Source organism: Marinobacter sp. MMG032 (assembly GCF_040112695.1).
GTDB classification, from domain to species: domain Bacteria; phylum Pseudomonadota; class Gammaproteobacteria; order Pseudomonadales; family Oleiphilaceae; genus Marinobacter; species Marinobacter salsuginis.
In genome coordinates this window covers 3,430,650-3,450,314 of record NZ_CP157802.1, presented here as the reverse complement: position 1 = coordinate 3,450,314, position 19,665 = coordinate 3,430,650, and the positions used below count along the sequence as shown (strand labels likewise).

General features: G+C 58.8%; 16 protein-coding genes. 13 read left to right on the top strand and 3 right to left on the bottom strand.

The window, feature by feature from the left end; genetic code table 11:
* Positions 1-20 precede the first annotated feature (20 nt).
* The 3 genes from ABNF92_RS15870 to ABNF92_RS15860 are packed head-to-tail and all read left to right on the top strand — an operon-like array spanning position 21 to position 2,378.
* Positions 21-755, top strand: coding sequence for a 5-oxoprolinase subunit PxpA (locus tag ABNF92_RS15870; RefSeq protein WP_291906193.1), 735 nt, complete (start codon positions 21-23; stop codon positions 753-755).
* The gene (gene pxpB, locus ABNF92_RS15865) at positions 752-1,444 is read left to right on the top strand and encodes a 5-oxoprolinase subunit PxpB (protein ID WP_349342683.1); all 693 of its coding nucleotides are present in this window, start codon (positions 752-754) and stop codon (positions 1,442-1,444) included. Before ABNF92_RS15870 ends, pxpB begins: the two co-directional genes overlap by 4 nt.
* Entirely contained in the window at positions 1,434-2,378 is a 945-nt protein-coding gene (locus ABNF92_RS15860; RefSeq protein ID WP_349342682.1) for a biotin-dependent carboxyltransferase family protein, read from the top strand. The genes pxpB and ABNF92_RS15860 overlap by 11 nt, the downstream gene beginning before the upstream one ends.
* A 32-nt stretch (positions 2,379-2,410) precedes the next feature.
* On the opposite strand, the gene putA is transcribed toward ABNF92_RS15860, so the two are convergent.
* Positions 2,411-6,040: a bifunctional proline dehydrogenase/L-glutamate gamma-semialdehyde dehydrogenase PutA gene (gene putA, locus ABNF92_RS15855; RefSeq protein ID WP_209400628.1), complete on the bottom strand. Its 3,630-nt coding sequence runs from the start codon at positions 6,038-6,040 to the stop codon at positions 2,411-2,413.
* Positions 6,041-6,209: 169 nt separating this feature from the next.
* Positions 6,210-9,704: an NAD-glutamate dehydrogenase domain-containing protein gene (locus ABNF92_RS15850; protein ID WP_349342681.1), complete on the bottom strand. Its 3,495-nt coding sequence runs from the start codon at positions 9,702-9,704 to the stop codon at positions 6,210-6,212.
* A 159-nt stretch (positions 9,705-9,863) separates the two neighbouring features.
* Here ABNF92_RS15850 and ABNF92_RS15845 point away from each other — a divergent pair, with 159 nt between their 5' ends.
* Positions 9,864-10,316, top strand: coding sequence for an Lrp/AsnC ligand binding domain-containing protein (locus ABNF92_RS15845; RefSeq protein ID WP_136632087.1), 453 nt, complete (start codon positions 9,864-9,866; stop codon positions 10,314-10,316).
* A 28-nt stretch (positions 10,317-10,344) separates the two neighbouring features.
* Here the strand turns inward: ABNF92_RS15845 and ABNF92_RS15840 are convergent, their stop codons facing one another.
* A complete protein-coding gene (locus ABNF92_RS15840) occupies positions 10,345-10,944 on the bottom strand; it encodes a phenylacetic acid degradation protein PaaY (protein WP_349342680.1) in 600 nt (199 codons plus the stop codon).
* A 385-nt stretch (positions 10,945-11,329) separates the two neighbouring features.
* Here ABNF92_RS15840 and paaG point away from each other — a divergent pair, with 385 nt between their 5' ends.
* The 9 genes from paaG to paaD all read left to right on the top strand — a co-directional run bounded on the left by paaG (position 11,330) and on the right by paaD (position 19,653).
* The gene (gene paaG, locus ABNF92_RS15835; protein WP_136632088.1) at positions 11,330-12,121 is read left to right on the top strand and encodes a 2-(1,2-epoxy-1,2-dihydrophenyl)acetyl-CoA isomerase PaaG; all 792 of its coding nucleotides are present in this window, start codon (positions 11,330-11,332) and stop codon (positions 12,119-12,121) included.
* Positions 12,122-12,124: 3 nt separating this feature from the next.
* The gene (gene paaH, locus ABNF92_RS15830; RefSeq protein WP_349342679.1) at positions 12,125-13,645 is read left to right on the top strand and encodes a 3-hydroxyacyl-CoA dehydrogenase PaaH; all 1,521 of its coding nucleotides are present in this window, start codon (positions 12,125-12,127) and stop codon (positions 13,643-13,645) included.
* Positions 13,642-14,088: a hydroxyphenylacetyl-CoA thioesterase PaaI gene (gene paaI, locus ABNF92_RS15825; RefSeq protein ID WP_153633829.1), complete on the top strand. Its 447-nt coding sequence runs from the start codon at positions 13,642-13,644 to the stop codon at positions 14,086-14,088. Before paaH ends, paaI begins: the two co-directional genes overlap by 4 nt.
* Positions 14,085-15,332 (top strand): 3-oxoadipyl-CoA thiolase, encoded by a 1,248-nt coding sequence (gene pcaF, locus ABNF92_RS15820; protein ID WP_349342678.1) that lies wholly within the window; start codon positions 14,085-14,087, stop codon positions 15,330-15,332. The genes paaI and pcaF overlap by 4 nt, the downstream gene beginning before the upstream one ends.
* 60 nt (positions 15,333-15,392) lie before the next feature.
* The gene (gene paaK, locus ABNF92_RS15815; protein WP_291906213.1) at positions 15,393-16,703 is read left to right on the top strand and encodes a phenylacetate--CoA ligase PaaK; all 1,311 of its coding nucleotides are present in this window, start codon (positions 15,393-15,395) and stop codon (positions 16,701-16,703) included.
* A 328-nt stretch (positions 16,704-17,031) separates the two neighbouring features.
* The gene (paaA, locus tag ABNF92_RS15810; protein WP_069182873.1) at positions 17,032-18,024 is read left to right on the top strand and encodes a 1,2-phenylacetyl-CoA epoxidase subunit PaaA; all 993 of its coding nucleotides are present in this window, start codon (positions 17,032-17,034) and stop codon (positions 18,022-18,024) included.
* A gap of 17 nt (positions 18,025-18,041) precedes the next feature.
* Positions 18,042-18,323 (top strand): 1,2-phenylacetyl-CoA epoxidase subunit PaaB, encoded by a 282-nt coding sequence (gene paaB, locus ABNF92_RS15805; RefSeq protein WP_069182872.1) that lies wholly within the window; start codon positions 18,042-18,044, stop codon positions 18,321-18,323.
* A gap of 12 nt (positions 18,324-18,335) precedes the next feature.
* A complete protein-coding gene (gene paaC / locus ABNF92_RS15800; protein WP_136632167.1) occupies positions 18,336-19,100 on the top strand; it encodes a 1,2-phenylacetyl-CoA epoxidase subunit PaaC in 765 nt (254 codons plus the stop codon).
* On the top strand, positions 19,084-19,653 hold the full coding sequence (gene paaD / locus ABNF92_RS15795; protein ID WP_069182870.1) for a 1,2-phenylacetyl-CoA epoxidase subunit PaaD: 570 nt from the start codon (positions 19,084-19,086) through the stop codon (positions 19,651-19,653). Before paaC ends, paaD begins: the two co-directional genes overlap by 17 nt.
* The last annotated feature ends 12 nt before the right edge of the window (positions 19,654-19,665 follow it).

The following is a 19,665-nucleotide window of genomic DNA, read 5'->3' as shown; positions in this document are numbered from 1 at the left end:
ACGTTTTTTGGAGGTACACAATGAAACTCAACTGCGATATGGGCGAGAGCTTTGGCACCTGGACCAAGGGTATGGATGCCGAAGTCATGCCCTACATTGACATGGCCAGTATTGCCTGCGGGTTTCATGCATCCGACCCGCTGACCATGGACCATACGGTGAAGCTGGCGCTGGCCCAGAACGTGACCATTGGCGCCCACCCCGGCTACCCGGATCTGCTAGGGTTCGGTCGCCGGGACATGGATTGCCGGCCGGACGAGCTCAAGGCCATTCTGGTTTACCAGATGGCGGCGCTGAACGGGATCTGCCAGGTGCACGGCACCTCCATCTCCTATGTGAAGCCCCATGGCGCGCTGTATAACCGGATGATGGTCGATAACACCACCCTGTCCGTGGTGATGTCGGCGGTTCGTTCCTATGCCCCACAATGCCCCCTGGTGGTCATGGCGACGCCGGACTGGCGGCAGGTCAAGGACCGGGCAGACGAGTACGGTATCGAGGTCTGGTTCGAGGCTTTCTCTGATCGCGCCTACAGCGACGAGGGCCGACTGGTAAAACGGTCAGTGCGCGGTGCCGTTCACGAAACCACGGAAGCCATCGAGGCGCAGGTTACCCAGATTATCCAGGACGGAACGGTCACCTCGATTTCGGGCAAACGCATTCCGATCAAAGCGGATACCATCTGCATTCACGGCGACAGCTACCATGCGGTCGACGCTGCACGGCACATGCGACAGGTTGTGGAAGCGCTATGAGGATCGAGTCGGTCAACGAAAACACCTGCATGGTTTATTTTGGCGACCAGATTGGTGCGGAGTCTGCCGGCCTGGTGAAACAGGCCACCGACCGGCTCCGGCGCGATATGTCCGACCTTATCGTCGACCTGGTGCCGTCTTACACGTCGATCCTGCTGACCTGGGATCTGGAGCAGGCCGACCGGTTTGCCATTGCCCGCAGGGTGCGCTCAGCGATCGACTCCGACGACCATGGCTCCACCGGGGAGGGTGCTGCCCGTATTGTCGAGCTGCCAGTCTACTATGATCCGGAAGTGGGTCTGGATCTGGAGGATGTCTGCGAGCATGCCGGCCTGTCACGAGACGAAGTCGTTCGCATTCACAGTGAACAGCTTTACCAGGTTTACGCCATCGGCTTCGCTCCGGGATTTGCCTATCTGGGAAGCACCGACGAACGGATTGCCATTCCCCGGAAATCCACGCCCCGGTTGAAAGTCCCTACCGGCAGCGTTGGCATCGCGGGCACCCAAACTGCCATTTATCCGAGCTGCACGCCCGGTGGCTGGCAGATCATTGGCCGCACACCGCAGAAAATGGTTGATTGGGACAGCGACTCCCTGGCGCTGGTACAGGTCGGTGATCAGGTGCGCTTTCGCGCCATCAGCCGGGACGAATTTCTCGAGCTGGGAGGGAAGGTCGATGAGCTTTGACGTCCTTGAACCCGGAATGCTGGCCCTCGTCCAGGACGCTGGCCGCTACGGCTACCAGCATATGGGGGTGACCACCGGCGGCCCCATGGACGAGTTCGCGTTTTTCTGGGCAAATCGCCTGCTGAACAACGATCTCAATGCCCCCCAGATCGAAATCACTTTTGGCCGGTTCAGCCTGAAGGCAAACCATGATGCCTGCATTGCCATTACCGGCGGCGACCTGGGCGCCAGGATCAATGATCGGGCCATTGCGCCCTGGCGCACCCATCACATCAGCAAAGGCGACCGGTTGGATTTTAGCGCGCCGGTGAGCGGCCTGCGGGCCTACCTGGCGGTCAGTGGTGGGTTCAGGCCCGCGATGAAACTGGGCAGTTGCGCCACCGTGGCCCGGGAGGGCCTGGGCGGTCTCGATGGCAAAGGCGCGAAACTGGCCAAGGGCGATAAGCTGGAGTTCGACCAAAATGCCCCCTTTGTTGAGGCGTTTCTTCCCGAGCCGGAAATTCCCGATTATCAACAGCACCTGCGCCTGGGTCTGATTCCCGGCTATCAGTATCGGAGCTTCCCCTCGGTTCAACGGATGAAATTTTTCTCGTGTGAATACGAAATCAGCCAGAACATCGACCGCATGGGCTATCGTCTGAAAGGCGATGCCATCCATTCGGATCTGGACGGGATTGTGTCGGAGGGAATTGCCTATGGCGCCATTCAGGTTCCGAAAGATGGCCAGCCAATTGTTCTGATGAAAGATCGGCAAACCATCGGCGGCTATCCGAAAATCGGCTGCCTGAGCGCACTGGATGCGGGGCTTCTGTCCCAGAGGGGCCCGGGATCATCGGTCAGCTTTTACCTCTCGGACGTTGCCGAGGCCGAAGGCCGCCGAATGCTGTTTAACCAGCGACTCAAAACAGGCGCGCCCGGCGTCAGCACTACCTGACGCCGGGCGCGTTTGGCACCGATTGTCGCCGCTTATTCGGAGGCGGCAATCAGGCTGGCGTTACCGCCCGCTGCGGTTGTGTCGACACACAGGTGGCGTTCGATCACGAAACGCTGATCCAGGGTGTGCTCTGTGATCAGCGGCAGCAAGGCGCCATCACGCTTGGCCAGTGCCTCACGATAGGCTTTAAGCAGGGGTTGTTCGCCGCAGCTGACCACCGCCTCGAAGCCATCGACGGATGCCAGTGCGTCCGGCTCCAATAGCCCCTCGGCGCCCACAATCGGCAGCCCGGCCTTGTTCGCCTGATCGACCAGATCCTGAGTGCCCGGTGCGATCACCACCACCTTGTTGCCCTGTGACAACGCGGTGCCGGCTTGCTCCAGCGCGGTTTCCTTGTCCGGTCCCAGACACAGCACGACACCACGTGCATGGTTGGACAGGCGGTTGGTCTCACCCGTTGGCCCGGGCAGGGCCTCAACATGAGCGTCCAGCGGCTCTGGAACATTGCCGAAGATGGGCCGGATAGCGTCCATGCGGGCCTCAGGCCTGGACGCCTTCAGTTTGTCCAACTGGCCAATCAGTTTCTGCAACTGCTTGGCGTCCACCTTCTTCGCGCTGGAATCCGCTTCGCGCTCAACCGTTTTACCTTTCAGGAAACGGCGGACGTACTGCGGTCCACCGGCCTTGGGACCCGTACCTGAAAGACCCTCACCGCCGAAAGGCTGGGAGCCCACGATGGCACCGATCTGGTTCCGGTTTACGTAGGTGTTGCCCACCTTGATCCGGCTGGTAATACGCTCTACGCGGCGATCAACACGGCTGTGGATGCCAAACGTCAGGCCGTAGCCCTTCGCGTTGATATCATCCACCACCTTGTCGATGTTCTTCGCATCGAACGTGGCCACATGCAGTACCGGGCCGAAGATTTCCTCTTCCAGCTCTTCAATCCCGCTTACGCTGAGAACCGCCGGCGAAACAAACAGCCCTTTCTCGGGTACCTTCATCTTTTTCAACAGCTTGCCGTTGCGCTCGAACTTCTCGCAATGGTCGACGATCTTCTTGCGGGCGTTCTCGTCGATCACCGGGCCCACGTCCGTGGACAGCAACCAGGGGTCGCCGATGCCAAGCTCTTCCATGGCACCGTAGAGCATTTCCAGAAGACCATCGGCAATGTCTTTCTGCACGTAGAGCATGCGCAGGGCCGAACACCGCTGACCGGCACTCTGGAACGAAGACGCCAGCACGTCACGGACAACCTGCTCAGGTAATGCCGTGGAATCCACGATCATAGCATTCAGGCCGCCAGTCTCTGCCACCAGCGGCGCGTCCGGTGCCATGTTCTCGGTCATCACCTTGTTGATGCGCTGGGCGGTAGCCGTAGAACCGGTGAAGCACACGCCGCTCACCCGCGAATCGGAGGTCAGCGCCGCGCCCACGGTTGCGCCAGTGCCCGGCACCAGTTGGATAGCATCTTTCGGAATACCCGCCTGATGCATCAACTCCACAGCGCGAATGGCCAGCAAGGAAGTCTGCTCAGCCGGCTTCGCCACCACGGTGTTACCCGCCGCGAGGTTGGCCAGGATCTGCCCGGTGAAGATCGCCAGCGGGAAGTTCCAGGGCGAGATACAACACATCACGCCGCGGGCATCGCCGCTGTCTTTATAGCGAATAGCTTCGTTGGCGTAGTACTGGGAGAAATCGACAGCCTCTCGGATCTCAGCAACCGCATCCAGCAGGGATTTGCCCGCTTCACGGGTAGTGAGGGCGAACAGCTCGGCGTAATTCTCTTCGTAAAGGTCGCCCACCTTACGCACGCAGGCCGCACGCTCTTCAGCCGATTTGGCGGACCAGCTCTCGAACGCAGCCGCCGCTGAGGTAATCGCGGTATCCACATCGGCATCGGAAGCCTGGGTGACGTGGCCCACCAGATCGTCCGGATCGGCCGGGTTGCGCACCACCTGCACCTCGGTGCCGGCGACTTCACCGGCAATTACCGGTCCGCCCTTCCAGCGATAGTCCTTGTAGGCACCACGGCCCTTCTCGATCTCGTTGACCGTAACCGGATCGGTGATGTCCCAGCCCTTGGAGTTGCGACGCTGATCACCAAACAACTTGAACGGATGCACGATCGCCTTGCTGGAAATGTTGTTGCCCATTTCCTCAACGCTGACGATCGGATCCTTGGCAATCTCTTCCGGAGTGATGCGCTTGTCGACAATCTGGTTGACGAAGGAACTGTTGGCACCATTTTCCAGCAGACGGCGCACCAGGTACGCCAGCAGATCCTTGTGGGGACCAACCGGCGCGTAAATCCGACAGGGCACACCACTGACCCTCAGAACCTCGTTGTGCAGGGACTCACCCATACCGTGGAGGCGCTGGAACTCGTAGTTGTCGACTCCCTTGGTCTTGGCCATTTCCAGAATGGCCGATACCGAATGGGCGTTGTGGGTCGCGAACTGCGGGTAGATGCGGTTCGTCATATTCAGCAGTTTGGTGGCACAGGACAGGAACGACACGTCGCTGCAGGCCTTGCGGGTAAACACAGGGAACCCGTTCAGCCCCATCACCTGGGCACGCTTGATCTCGGCATCCCAGTACGCCCCTTTCACCAGACGCACCATGAACTTCCGGTCGTACTTTTCCGCCAGGCCATACAGCCAGTCGAGCACGAACGAGGAACGTTTGCCGTAAGCCTGGACAACCACGCCAAAGCCATCCCAGCCGGCAAGCTCGGGATCGGCTACCAGCTCCTCGATCACGTCCAGGGACAGATCCAGCCGCTCCTGCTCCTCGGCGTCGATGTTAAAGCCCATGTTCGCGGCCGCCGCCTTCTTGACCAGTTCGCGGGCCCGGGGCAGCAACTCGTTCATAACCCGCTCTTTGTTGCCATACTCGTAACGGGCCAGCAAAGCGGAGAGCTTGACCGAAATGCCCGGGTTCTTGCGGACATCGCCCTTGCTTGCCTTGGCAATGCTGTCAATGGCCGTGGAATAGGCGTCGTAGTAACGCTTGGCGTCATCATCGGTGCGGGCGGCTTCACCCAGCATGTCGTAGGAGTAGGTGTAACCCTTCTCCATGTATTCCTTCGCCTCATCCTGGGCTTCATCGATATCGCGACCCAGAACGAACTGGCGGCCCATTTCCTTCATCGCCTGATTGGCCACAGTACGGATGACGGGCTCACCGAAACGCTTTAGCAGTTTGCGCAGGGTTTCACCAACGGTGTTGCGCTCGGAATCTTTCAAGAGGTTGCTGGTCATCAACAAGGCAACGGTGGCGGTGTTGATCAGCCCAGAGGACGCCTTGCCCACGTGGGTGCCCCAGGCACCGGAGGTAATCTTGTCTTCGATCAGTTCGTGGATGGTGGTGTTGTCAGGCACGCGCAGCAGCGCCTCGGCCAGACACATCAGGGCAACGCCTTCCTTGGTGGTCAGGCCGTACTCTGCCAGAAACTTTTCCATGATGGTGGACTTGGCATTCTTGCGAACGCTGCGTACCAGTTCAGCGGCACGGGCGGAAATAGCATCGCGCTCGGCCTGGGACAACTGGGCACCGGCAATCATCTCGTGGATAACCTTGTGCTCGTCAGCGAGATAATAATCACGAATCGCCTGCCGGCTATCGACAAGCTCGGGCGTCTGTGATTGCTGCGGTCTCATAGTTGTACCCTCTTAGTTGTTTGTCTCTCCCGCATTCTACCGAGATCAACAAAGACAATTTCTCTATAAAATTCGGACATGCACCCCATTACGGCTTTTTTAGATAATGAAAATTTAATAATTTTCTTCCAAAACCTCAAAATTAGGGCATTTTGCCTCTACTGACTCCCTAAGCTGCTTTCATCGCCAGCTCTCTGAGGACACCATGCGCCACCGAGAAAACGGCGCAATCCACGTCATTAGCGGCCTGCATGTCGTTCAGCATCCGCTCCCACCGGCCCAATAGCATCTGCTTGTCCCTACGCCAGGCCTCCAGGCGTTGTTCCGGCGTTCCTTCGCCTTCGACAGGCTCGGAGAACACGCTGAACGTCAGGTTCCGCAGCTGATGGTCCAGCTCATCCCGAAAATGAATGGTCGCCAATACCTGCCAGTGGCCATTCGCCCGGAACGCCCGCATCTGCCGGTCAAGCCAGGTCAGATTAAGACTCTCGCCGAGCGTGAAGTAGACCCAGGCCACCGATTCCAGATCCTCCCCCAGCTGACGGGCAATCTCGATCATGTCCATCAACCAGTAGCGGCTTTCTGCGGATGCGCACCACGCCGCCAGGTCCTCGGGAACCTTCCGCTCACAGTATTCAGCATAGCGGTCAAACCACCGACTTGCAGGGATCACCGATTCAAGACGGCTTCTGGAAGCCAAAACGTCAGCCATCGGCGCACGGTAATGATCAATGCAGGACACCGGGTCCAACGCCTGCCGACGGTTCTGCAACAGCCAGCTGGTACTGCGGGTGACCAGGCGAACCGCGTCGGCGAAAAGATCTGCCTGAACGGCTGCACTGACATTTCCATCCAGTGATTCCATGGCCTCCCAATGGGCGTCTACGTCATGGATTCGCAGGGAGATCAGGTAGGCCGCGGCGATCCGGCCGGCATCTGCCCCCGTGGCACTGCGAATACGGTCGAACCAGGTAATGCCCATCCGGTTCACCATATCGTTGGCAATTTGCGTGGCCGAGATCTCGGCCCGCAGAGGATGAGACTCGACCGCTTCCGGGAAGGCGGCCAGCAGGGAGGCGGGGAAGGCGGAATGCAGCGCCGAATTAAAACGCTTGTCTTGCACGATGGGCGACGCGACCAGCGCCTGCTTCAGTTCAATCTTCGCGTAGGAAACAAGCACCGCCAGCTCCGGCCGGGTCAGGCCACCACCCTGATCGCGGCGGGCCTGAAGTTCCTCGTCAGAGGGCAGAAACTCAAGATCACGGTCCAGCTTGCCCTCGGCTTCAAGCCTGCGCATCAGGCGATCATACTGGTCAGCGGTGGCAACCGCCGGATTCTGCGCCAGGCTGAGCGCCATGGCCTGCCGGTAATTGTTACGCAGAACAAGCTCGGCCACTTCCGGCGTCATCGCCCTGAGCATCCGGTTTCGCTCCGGAAGCGACATCAACTGCCGATGCACCAGATCGTTGAGCAGGATCTTGATATTTACCTCGTGGTCCGAGCAGTCAACACCACCGGCATTATCGATAAAATCGCTGTTGACCGAGCCACCGCGGCGGGCGAAGTCGATCCGGGCCTTCTGGGTAACACCCAGGTTGCCGCCCTCCCCGAGGGCTTTGCAGCGAAGTTCGGTACTGTCGATGCGCAAAGCATCATTGGTCTTGTCACCCACATCCTCATGGGACTCCGAGGGCGATTTCACGTAGGTGCCAATGCCACCATTCCAGAGCATGTCTACGGGCGCTTTCAGAAGAGCGCTGATAAGGTCCGCTGGCGACAGCGTCCGGGCCTTGATACCAAGCACCTTGCGCATCTGAGCAGATACCTGAATGGATTTCATGGAGCGCGAAAAAACACCACCGCCGTCACTGATCAACCCGGTGTCATAATCGGCCCAGGAGGAGCCTGGCAGGCCGAAAAGCCGCTGTCGCTCACGAAACGATGCCGCGGCATCCGGATTCGGATCAATAAATATGTGCTGGTGGTTGAACGCACCGACCAGGCGAATCCGGTCCGATAGCAGCATGCCATTGCCAAACACGTCGCCCCCCATGTCACCGATCCCGACCACGGTGAACTCATCCGCCTGGGTGTCCGTGCCTTTTTCCAGGAAATGCCGTTTGACCGACTCCCAGGCGCCCCGGGCGGTAATACCCATTTTCTTGTGGTCATAGCCCTCACTGCCGCCGGAGGCGAAGGCATCGCCCAGCCAGAAGCGGTACTCGGCTGCCAATGTGTTGGCTATATCGGAAAAGGTGGCTGTACCTTTGTCGGCGGCGACCACCAGATAGGTATCATCGCCGTCGTATCGAACCACATTTTTCGGCGGCACCACCTGGCCGTTGTCGAGGTTGTCCGTGATGTCCAGCAGCCCCCTGATGAAGGTCTGATAGCAGGCAACGCCTTCCTCCCGCAGAGCCTCCCGTGAGCCGTCCCGTGGCGGCTGCTTCACCACAAAGCCACCTTTGGCACCGGCGGGCACAATCACCGAGTTCTTCACCTGCTGGGCTTTCACCAGACCAAGGATCTCCGTGCGGTAATCCTCTATGCGATCAGACCACCGGAGCCCGCCTCTTGCCACCGGCCCGGAGCGCAGGTGCACGCCTTCAATACGGGGCGAATAGACAAAAATCTCGAATTTCGGGGTGGGGCGCGGGATATCCGGGATGGAGGACGGATCCAGCTTGAGTGACAGGTAGGACGGAAACCCACCGTCCTCCCGGGCCTGAAAATAGTTGGTCCGGAGCGTTGCCCGGATCAGGGTAAAAAAGCGACGTAGAATTCGGTCGTCGTCCAGGCTTGCCACCGCCTCGAGGGCGTCGCGAAGCTCAGTTTCGATTCGCTCCACCTTCCCCTTGCGTCCTTTTATATCCGGCTCGAAACGGCTGAAGAAGAATGCAACAAGCCGCGAGGTGATCTCCGGATTGCGGGCCAGTGTCTCTGCAATAAAGGGCTGACTGAAACCGAACCGAATCTGCTTGATATAGCGGGCATAAGCCCTGATCAACGCGACTTCACGCCAGCTGAGACCGCACAGCATGATCAACTGGTTGAAATCATCGTTTTCAGCAAAGCCGTTCCATATCTCCCGGAATGCCGACTGGATCAATGGCCTGGCGGTGTCGAGATCGGCGGCACGGCACCGATCATGGAGCTCGACGGTAAAATCACTGACACCAAAGGTTTCGCCATCCCGTCGACGGACCCGATAGGGGTGCTCACCCAGAACACGCATTCCCAAGTTTTCCAGAATAGGGATCACGTCTGAAAGAACAACGGGCTGGCCTTCGCTGTAGAGTTTGAAGTGGAATCCGGTTTCGGCCGGGTCCCGCGGCTGGTAGAAGCGCATGGGGACATCGGTGCTCACGGCGATGGACTGGATCTGCTCGATATCAGCGAGTGCTTCCGATACCGGAAATCTTGCCCGGTAAGCCGAAGGGAAACCGCCGCTGAAAACCTGGGCATAGCGCCCGCCAATCGAGTCGCCGAAACTCCGAACCAGTTCACCATGCAAGTCATCGTCCCAGGATCGGGACTCTTCGACCATTCTGGCCACAAGCTCCCGGAGTTCGAGGGAGTCGTCGTTGTCGGCGGCCTGATTCTGGAGGACATCGGCAAGCTGTTCCAGCAGGGTTTGTTTTTGTAATGCGCGGGAATCGGTCATCGAAACTCTCCGGACTTGGTAAACGTTCTTACTGGACTAATGGAACTACCAGTATACGCAAGCCCAGAAAGTCACTTGGACCATATAGTTTCGGAATAGAGGAGTTTCGATTATATTTGCCACATGATTTAGCCGTTAATTCAACCTGGGACAGACAACATGGCCGATTTGGATCGAATAGACCAATCCATTATTCGCGAGCTGCAGAAGAACTCCCGAATCACGGTAACCGAGCTTGCCTCTCGGGTGGGTCTCTCCAAAACGCCGTGCCAGGTGCGGATGCGCCGGCTTGAAGAACACGGATACATCACCGGTTACACAGCCCTGGTGAATCAGACCAAACTCGGCCTCAGCCACATCGCCTTTGCCCAGGTAACCCTGAACGACACCAGCAGCGACGCTCTTACCGCGTTCAACAAAGCCGTTCAAAACGTCTCGGCGGTCGAGCAATGCCACATGATTGCCGGCAACTTCGACTACCTGCTGAAAGTCAGGACCCGCAACATGCAGGAGTACCGGCAGGTTCTGGGGGAGGAAATTTCTGCCCTGCCCCATGTGCTGCAGACCAGTACCTTTGTGGTAATGGAGAACGTGAAAGACGCCGGCCTGTAGAGGATTCCTCAGACGCCGGCGCTGGCAGTCACTCAGACTGCTCGTATTTGGGCTTGTACCCGCTGGCGTCCACACGGGCCCGGTCGGGCTCGGCTTCCTCCAGTGGCTGGACTTCCTGCAGACTGGCGAGGGAACGAAGCGTCAGTCGCTGGTATTCTTCGGTGCCCTTCTTCTTCCAGGCAATCTCCTTGTCGCTGAGCATCCGCATCACTTTGGCTGGAGAACCAACGATCAGTGAGCCTGGCTCGCAAGTAAACTTTGCCTTTACGAAAGCGCAGGCGCCTACGATAGAGCGCGGCGCAATATGGGCCTCGTCCATTATCACCACATTCATTCCTACCATGGCATCCTCGCCGACAATGCAGCCGTGTAGAATCGCCCCGTGCCCGACATGGCCATTCTTCTCGACCACCGTGTCCATGCCCGGGAAGGCATGCATCACGCAGGTATCCTGGACATTGGATCCCTGCTTGAGAACGATCCGACCGAAATCCGCACGCAGTGAAGCCGCCGGGCCCACGTAACAATCCGGGCCAATCCACACATCGCCAATCAGAACGGCTGTGGGATGCACATAGGCAGACGGGTGAACGACGGGAACAACGCCTTCTATACTGTAGCTGGGCATAGCGATCTCCTGGTTGGCAGGGCCCTGCAGCGTTCCGGGATACATCGGAGCAAAACGTGGGACCCGAAAAGTCATTGTGATTCATTTTCTGTATCACATTATCCTTTTCCTGGAGCTTTTTCATAGCCTGCAAGCTGTTTCCAGGGCAGGATTCAACGCTATTCTCCGGCCAACACAAAAGATCTTGATAATTTTTATCGACTTTTCAGCAACATAGAAATTCCACGCTGCCACACTGGACTAAAGTGATACAAAACATGGCCAGCACAATCCTTGACGAGTATCAATTCTAAGATATACTCATTTTCCACGATCGATAGCACCGTGCCGATCAAGGACACCTTTCACGCTATCCCCCTACAACAAACAACAGGACAACACCGCCATGACTCAGCCGAGCATTCTTCTTGAAATCGATCAGGGCGTGGCTCTGCTTACCCTGAACCGTCCGGACAACCTGAACAGTTTCAATGTCGAAATGCACGAACGCATGCGCGATGCCATCAGCACCGTGCGCAAGGATGAGTCTGTTCGGGTACTGGTCATCACCGGCTCCGGCCGGGGCTTTTGCGCGGGTCAGGATCTCTCCGACCGCAGCGTCTCTCCAGATCAGGAAATGCCGGACCTTGGCGCTTCCCTTGAGAACTACTACAACCCGCTGATGCGCAGCCTGCGGGATCTGCCAATGCCCGTTCTGTGTGCCGTTAACGGTGTGGCGGCTGGCGCAGGTGCCAACATTGCCCTGGCCTGCGACATCACCCTCGCCGCCCGCTCAGCCAATTTCGTTCAGGCCTTCTGCAAACTGGGGCTGGTACCTGATTCCGGCGGCACCTGGACGCTGCCCCGCGTGGCGGGCATGGCCCGTGCCAAAGGCATGGCGCTTCTGGGCGACAAGATCAGTGCAGAACAGGCCGAAAACTGGGGCATGATCTGGCGCTGTGTCGACAACGAGCAGCTCATGGACGAAACCATGAAACTGGCCCGTCATTTTGCGACCCAACCGACCAAGGGCCTCGCACTGATAAAACGGGCACTGCATGCCAGCGCCAGCAACACGTTCGAAGAGCAGATCAACCTGGAGCGCGATCTGCAGCGCATGGCTGGACAGACCGAAGACTACCGTGAAGGCGTTGCCGCCTTCATGGAAAAACGCACTCCGAACTTCAAGGGGAAATAAGCCATGCCGGCACTGGACACCCAAACCAAAGTTGCCGTCGTTGGGGCCGGAGCCATGGGCTCTGGCATTGCCCAGGTGGCCGCACAGGCTGGCCATCAGGTTTACCTGCACGATCAGAGAGAAGGCGCAGCCGAAGCCGGACGTGACGGTATCGCCAAACAGCTCCAGCGTCGCGTCGACAAGGGCAAGATGCAGCAGCAGGAGCTGGATGATGTGATCGGCCGGATTCAACCAGTCGCGAAATTGGATCAAGTAGCCGATGCCGGACTGGTGATCGAGGCCATCATCGAAGACCTTCAGATCAAACGTCAGTTGCTGGCCAATCTTGAAGACCTGTGTGCCGGCGATGCGATCCTGGCCACCAACACCTCCTCCATTTCAGTGACCGCCCTCGGCGCTGAAATGAACAAACCCGAACGCCTGGTGGGTATGCACTTCTTTAATCCGGCGCCCCTTATGGCATTGGTTGAGGTCGTTATGGGTCTGGCCACCAGCAAAGCCGTTGCCGACACCATCCATGCCACGGCAACTGCCTGGGGCAAGAAGCCGGTTTATGCGACATCGACTCCCGGCTTTATCGTCAACCGCGTAGCCCGTCCGTTTTACGCAGAGAGCCTTCGCCTGCTCCAGGAGCAGGCCACCGATGCCGCCACGCTGGATGCCATCATCCGCGAAGCGGGCCAGTTCCGCATGGGTGCGTTTGAGCTGACCGACCTGATCGGACACGACGTCAATTACGCGGTTACCAACTCTGTGTTCAATTCCTATTACCAGGACCCGCGCTTTCTGCCTTCACTGATCCAGAAAGAACTGGTGGAAGCCGGTCGCCTGGGACGCAAGAGCGGCCATGGTTTCTATCCCTATGGCGAGAATGCGGAGAAGCCGCAACCAAAGACCGAGCCGGCACATCAATCCGATGAATCCGTGGTCATCGCCGAAGGCAATCCCGGTGTCGCTGCACCGCTGCTTGAGCGACTGAAGGCTGCCGGCCTGACCATTATCGAGCGCGACGGCCCGGGCCAGATTCGATTCGGCGATGCCGTACTGGCGCTCACCGACGGCAGAATGGCAACCGAGCGCGCGGCCACCGATGGTATCGCCAATCTGGTGTTGTTCGACCTGGCTTTTGATTACAGCAAAGCAACCAGGCTTGCCCTGGCGCCCGCCGACCAGACGTCCGAGGCAGCGGTTTCCTGTGCCTGTGCTTTACTGCAGAAAGCGGGTATCGACGTCAGCCTGATAGCTGATCGTCCCGGTCTGGTAATCATGCGGACCGTTACCATGCTGGCCAACGAAGCCGCCGATGCCGCCCTGCACGGTGTCGCGACAGTCGCCGATATCGACCTGGCCATGAAAGCTGGCCTGAATTATCCCGACGGTCCCCTGAGCTGGAGCGACCGTCTTGGCGCCGGGCACGTGTTCAAGGTGCTCACCAACATCCAGAACAGCTACGCAGAGGACCGCTATCGCCCTGCCCTGCTGCTCCGTAAGAACGCATTTGCACAAAAGGGGTTTTATTCATGAGCGAGATGGACCCGCAAGTACTCGCCGAAGAATGCGCGAAAGCCATGTTCGCGCGGGACCGCGCCAGCCAGAAGCTGGGCATGAACATTGAATCTGTCGGCCCCGGCAAAGCGGTTCTCACCATGACCGTGACCGGCGACATGATCCAGGGCCACGGCTCCTGCCACGGCGGCTATCTGTTTACCCTGGCTGATTCAGCATTTGCCTTTGCCTGTAACAGTTACGACCGGGCCACCGTGGCTTCCGGTTGCAGCATTGATTACATGTACGGCGCCAAAGAGGGCGACCAGCTGACCGCCACCGCCGAAGAACAGGCCCGCGGCGGCCGCACCGGCGTTTACGACATCACACTCACTAACCAGGACGGCCGCAAGGTTGCCCTGTTCCGGGGCCGCTCCTACGAGGTTCGTGGCACCGTTCGCAACTCGGAGGAAACTGCATGAGCACCGACAACACCTTGAAAGACGCTTACATCGTCGATGCCATTCGCACCCCCATCGGTCGTTATGGCGGCGCTCTCTCCGCAGTGCGTGCAGACGACCTGGGCGCCATCCCCATCAAGGCGCTGACCGAGCGTCATCCCGACCTGGACTGGTCGAAAGTTGACGACGTTCTCTACGGCTGTGCCAACCAGGCCGGCGAAGACAACCGCGACGTTGCCCGCATGTCCCTTCTGCTGGCAGGCCTGCCGGTAGACGTGCCGGGCAGCACCATCAACCGCCTGTGCGGTTCCGGCATGGATGCAGTGGGCAGCGCCGCCCGGGCCATCCGTACTGGCGAAACCCAGCTGATGATTGCCGGCGGCGTCGAATCCATGTCTCGGGCTCCCTTTGTTATGGGCAAGGCCGAGTCCGCGTTCAGCCGCAAGGCGGAGATTTTTGACACCACCATCGGCTGGCGTTTTGTAAACCCGGTCCTGAAAAAGCAATACGGCATCGATTCCATGCCCGAAACCGCCGAGAACGTGGCGGCCGATTTCGGCATTTCGCGGGAAGATCAGGACGCCTTTGCCCTGCGCAGCCAGCAGCGCACAGCGGCCGCCCAAAAGGATGGCCGATTCGCTACGGAGATCACACCGGTCACGATTCCCCGTCGCAAGCAAGACCCACTGGTGGTGGATACTGATGAGCACCCCCGGGAAACCAGCCTTGAAAAGCTGGCCTCGCTGCCGACCCCGTTCCGTGAAAACGGCACAGTCACCGCCGGTAACGCGTCCGGCGTGAACGACGGCGCCTGCGCACTGCTGCTGGCCGGAGCCGATGCTCTCAAGCAATACAACCTTAAACCCCGCGCTCGAATCGTTGCCATGTCAACGGCCGGCGTGGAGCCCCGGATCATGGGCTTTGGCCCGGCTCCCGCCACCCGCAAGGTTCTGGCCACGGCCGGCCTGGAACTGGCGGATATGGATGTGATCGAGCTGAACGAGGCGTTTGCCGCCCAGGCCCTGGCAGTTACCCGGGACCTCGGCCTGCCGGATGATGCCGAGCACGTGAACCCGAACGGTGGCGCCATTGCCCTGGGCCACCCCCTGGGCATGAGCGGAGCCCGGCTGGTAACCACCGCCCTTAACGAACTGGAACGTCGCCACGCTGCAGGCCAGAGAGCGCGCTATGCCCTCTGCACCATGTGCATCGGCGTTGGTCAGGGTATCGCCCTGATCATTGAGCGGACGGATGCGGTGGCCTGAGGCCACCGTGCGGAACTGAACTAAGACCATTACTCGACAAGAACAACGCAGGACAGACTCATGACCTTACCACTGCAAAAACTTGGCAAACTTGACCGCATGGAAACCGCCAGCATCGATGAGCTGCGCCACGAACAGCTGCAACGCCTGCGCTGGAGTGTGGTCCATGCTTACACCAACGTGCCGTTCTACCGCAAAGCGTTTGATGACATCGGCCTGAAGCCCATGGACATCAACTCGCTGGACGATCTGGCCAAGGTGCCATTTACCACCAAGGCGGATCTGCGCGACAACTACCCATTTGGCATGTTTGCCACACCCATGTCGGATGTGGTTCGGGTGCACGCTTCCAGTGGTACCACCGGCAAGCCAACCGTGGTTGGTTACACCCAGAGCGACATCAACACCTGGGCCGACATTGTCGCCCGTTCCATCCGGGCCGGCGGCGGCTACCGGGGTGACAAGGTACATGTTTCCTATGGCTATGGCCTGTTCACCGGTGGCCTGGGCGCCCATTACGGCGCGGAGCGCCTGGGCTGCACCGTCATCCCCATGTCCGGTGGCCAGACTGAGAAGCAGGTACAACTGATCAAGGACTTCGAGCCAGACATCATCATGGTCACTCCGTCCTACATGCTGAACATTGCCGATGAGATGGAACGCCAGGGTATCGATCCCCACAAGCTGCCTCTGCGCCTTGGTATTTTCGGCGCAGAGCCCTGGACCAACGCCATGCGCACCGAGATCGAAGAGCGCCTTGGCATCGAGGCACTGGATATCTATGGCCTCTCTGAAGTCATGGGTCCCGGTGTGGGCATGGAGTGCATTGAAACGAAAGATGGCCCCACCATCTGGGAAGACCACTTCTACCCGGAAATCATCAACCCGGATACCGGCGAAGTACTGCCAGACGGTGAATACGGCGAGCTGGTCTTTACCTCACTGACCAAGGTGGCCCTGCCGATTCTGCGTTACCGCACCCGGGATCTCACGCGCCTGTTGCCGGGCACCGCCCGCCCGATGCGCCGGATCGACAAGATCACCGGTCGCAGCGACGACATGCTGATTATTCGTGGCGTGAACGTGTTCCCGAGCCAGATCGAGGAGCAGGTACTGAAGTGCGACGCGCTGGCGCCCCACTACGAGATCGAGGTTTACAAGGAAGGCAACCTGGACTGTGTGGATATCCGGGCCGAGCTGCAACCGGGCGCGACGGACACCCCCGAAAGTCGCGCCGCAGCGGCCAAGGAACTGACACACCACATCAAGTCCTACATCGGCATCAGCACCCGTGTTGAAGTGGTGGAAACCAATCGTCTGGCCCGCTCAGAAGGCAAGGCCAAGCGCGTGTTCGACCGCCGGAACAAGTAAGCCCTCAGCCCAACAGAGAGCCAGACCGCAGCCATTGCGGCTGGCCCTCTCGCCCTTTCCTGCCTTCTCCTGCACATAATCGTCGATTTAATTTCACTTTCCGTTCGCTGATCTCAATAGCATTTTCACACGTATCATATTTTTTATTATGCAAATCAGCACTATAGGATTCTTTAAGGAAGCTTTTAGATATAACATGACACACAAAGGCAGTTCTTGATATTTATTCAGTATCATATAATATGGACATATTGACCCTCAGCCGTCACTGAGGTCTCTCTTGTTCACGGACAACAGAACAACAAGCCCGATCCGGAGGTATTTGTTTATGTACGCCCAGCTCGTTGAAACCGGCGCCAAGCGCCTGAAGACCAAAGAAGAGATGTCGCCTGAAGAGCGCGAGTTTCAGGAAAAGGTCGACGCCGAAACCAAAATCGAACCCAAGAACTGGATGCCGGAAGGTTACCGGAAAACCCTCATTCGCCAGATTTCCCAGCACGCCCACTCGGAAGTGGTTGGCATGCTGCCGGAAGGCAACTGGGTAACCCGTGCGCCGACCCTCAAGCGCAAGCTCCAGCTAATGGCCAAGATCCAGGACGAAGCGGGCCACGGCCTGTACCTGTACAGTGCCATGGAAACCCTGGGCGCTGACCGTGACGAAGAGATCGAGAAGCTGCATCAGGGCAAAGCCAAGTACTCCAGCATCTTTAACTACCCGACCCTGAACTGGGCGGATATGGGTGCCGTTGGCTGGCTGGTGGATGGCGCTGCCATCGTTAACCAGGTGGTTCTGCAGCGTACTTCCTATGGCCCGTACTCCCGCGCCATGATCCGCATCTGTAAGGAAGAGAGCTTCCACCAGCGCCAGGGTTACCAGATCCTGCTGGACATGATGCGCGAAGGCACCGAAGAGCAGAAAGCCATGGTTCAGGACGCCATCAACCGTCTGTGGTGGCCGGCCCTGATGATGTTCGGACCACACGATGACGAATCCCCGAACTCGCAGCAGTCCATGGCCTGGAAAATCAAGCGCAAGAGCAACGACGAACTGCGTCAGATGTTCATCGACCAGACCGTACCGCAGCTCGAGTTCCTCGGTTGCACCGCACCGGATCCAGACCTGAAGTGGAACGAAGAAACCGGCCACTACGATTTCGGTGAAATCAACTGGCAGGAATTCTACGACGTTCTCAAGGGCAATGGTCCCTGCAACCGCGAGCGCATCAAGACTCGCAAGAACGCGATTGATGGAGGCGCATGGGTCCGCGAAGCGGCCGTCGCCTACGCCGAAAAACAAAAACAGCGCGCGCAAGCCGCTTGATACCGGAGGAATAGAACATGGCTGAATGGCGCCTTTACGAAGTTTTCGTGAGATCCAAGCACGGTCTGAACCACAAACACGTTGGCAGCGTTCACGCTGCTGACGCCGAGATGGCCATGGAGAACGCCCGTGACCTTTACACACGCCGCAACGAAGGCGTGAGCATCTGGGTTGTGCCCTCCGACACCATCACGGCGTCCGCGTCCGACGAGAAGGAAGTGCTCTTCGATCCGTCGGAAGACAAGGTTTACCGGCACGCTTCCTTCTACAAGCTGCCCGATGAAGTCGGACACATGTAAGGAGCGGTACCCATGACACAAGCAGAAGCATTACAGGAATACCTGCTGCGCCTGGCAGATTCCGACATGATCCTGGGCCAGCGCCTGTGCGAACTTTGCGGCAAGGCCCCGGCACTTGAGGAAGAGATGGCATTGATGAACGTTGCCCTCGACCTCGTCGGCCAGGCCCGCAACTGGTACGAGTACGCCGCTGAGCTGATCAATGATGGCCGCGATGCCGACAAGCTGTGCTTCCGTCGCGATGCCCACGACTACCGTAACCTGCTGCTCACCGAGCAGCCCAACGAGGATTACGCTGTCACCATGGGCCGTCAGTTCTTCTTCGACGTGTACCACTACTTCACGCTCAAGAGCCTGACCGAGTCGAGTGATGAGCGCATTGCCGGCATCGCTGCCAAGTCGCTCAAAGAGGTGACCTATCACCTGCGTCGCTCCTCGGAGTGGGTGAAGCGTCTGGGCGATGGCACCGAAGAAAGCCACCGCCGCATGCAGGATGCCGTTGATATCCTCTGGCGTTTCACCGGTGAGCTGATCACTCCGGATGACACCGATCGTTTGATGGCCGAGGCGGGCATTGGCCCGGATCCTGACCAGCTGGCCAAAGACTGGCGCGGCATGGTCAATGAGGTGCTTACCCAGGCAACCCTGACACCGGGCGCAGAAGACGCCTGGATGTACATGGGCGGCAAGCACGGCGAGCACACCGAGCACCTTGGCTTCATCCTGGCAGAAATGCAGTTCCTGCAGAGGGCCTATCCCGATGCCACAACATGGTGATTCAGACAGCCGGTCAGCTGTCGACATTCTGATTGCCAGCGATCGGGTGCCGGCCAACGCCCGCCCCGATCTGCTGACAGAAGACGACATCTGGGCACTTCTTGAGGAGGTCAAAGACCCTGAAGTGCCGGCAGTCAGTGTCGTGGAGCTCGGCATTGTCCGGGCGGTTCACTGGGATGGCAAAGAGCTGTCCATCGACGTGACCCCGACCTACTCCGGGTGCCCGGCCACTGAACTGATTGAAGAACTGATCGCTGAAGCCCTGCGCGCTGCAGGCTTCCGGGATCCGAAAATCAATCAGGTGCTGACCCCTGCCTGGACCACCGACTGGATAACAGACGAAGGCAAAGAGAAGCTTCGGGCCTTTGGCATCGCGCCACCCGAGGGCAGCTCCAGCAAGATGAGCCTGCTCGGGGAACCGGAGGTGATTGCCTGCCCACACTGCGGCAGCAAGGACACCGAACGGGTCAGCGAGTTCGGATCCACCGCCTGTAAAGCCCTTTACCGTTGCAAGGAATGCCTCGAACCCTTCGACTATTTCAAATGCATCTAGAGCCGACACGAT

Bases quoted from the DNA above. Each gene is read 5' to 3' on its own strand.
- paaA (WP_069182873.1), top strand. From the start codon at position 17,032: ATGTACGCCCAGCTCGTTGAAACCGGCGCCAAGCGCCTGAAGACCAAA.
- ABNF92_RS15845 (WP_136632087.1), top strand. From the start codon at position 9,864: ATGGCCGATTTGGATCGAATAGACCAATCCATTATTCGCGAGCTGCAG.
- paaB (WP_069182872.1), top strand. From the start codon at position 18,042: ATGGCTGAATGGCGCCTTTACGAAGTTTTCGTGAGATCCAAGCACGGT.
- ABNF92_RS15870 (WP_291906193.1), top strand. From the start codon at position 21: ATGAAACTCAACTGCGATATGGGCGAGAGCTTTGGCACCTGGACCAAG.
- putA (WP_209400628.1), bottom strand. From the start codon at position 6,040: ATGAGACCGCAGCAATCACAGACGCCCGAGCTTGTCGATAGCCGGCAG.
- pxpB (WP_349342683.1), top strand. From the start codon at position 752: ATGAGGATCGAGTCGGTCAACGAAAACACCTGCATGGTTTATTTTGGC.
- paaK (WP_291906213.1), top strand. From the start codon at position 15,393: ATGACCTTACCACTGCAAAAACTTGGCAAACTTGACCGCATGGAAACC.
- paaD (WP_069182870.1), top strand. From the start codon at position 19,084: ATGCCACAACATGGTGATTCAGACAGCCGGTCAGCTGTCGACATTCTG.
- ABNF92_RS15850 (WP_349342681.1), bottom strand. From the start codon at position 9,704: ATGACCGATTCCCGCGCATTACAAAAACAAACCCTGCTGGAACAGCTT.
- ABNF92_RS15860 (WP_349342682.1), top strand. From the start codon at position 1,434: ATGAGCTTTGACGTCCTTGAACCCGGAATGCTGGCCCTCGTCCAGGAC.
- paaG (WP_136632088.1), top strand. From the start codon at position 11,330: ATGACTCAGCCGAGCATTCTTCTTGAAATCGATCAGGGCGTGGCTCTG.
- paaC (WP_136632167.1), top strand. From the start codon at position 18,336: ATGACACAAGCAGAAGCATTACAGGAATACCTGCTGCGCCTGGCAGAT.
- ABNF92_RS15840 (WP_349342680.1), bottom strand. From the start codon at position 10,944: ATGCCCAGCTACAGTATAGAAGGCGTTGTTCCCGTCGTTCACCCGTCT.
- paaH (WP_349342679.1), top strand. From the start codon at position 12,125: ATGCCGGCACTGGACACCCAAACCAAAGTTGCCGTCGTTGGGGCCGGA.
- pcaF (WP_349342678.1), top strand. From the start codon at position 14,085: ATGAGCACCGACAACACCTTGAAAGACGCTTACATCGTCGATGCCATT.
- paaI (WP_153633829.1), top strand. From the start codon at position 13,642: ATGAGCGAGATGGACCCGCAAGTACTCGCCGAAGAATGCGCGAAAGCC.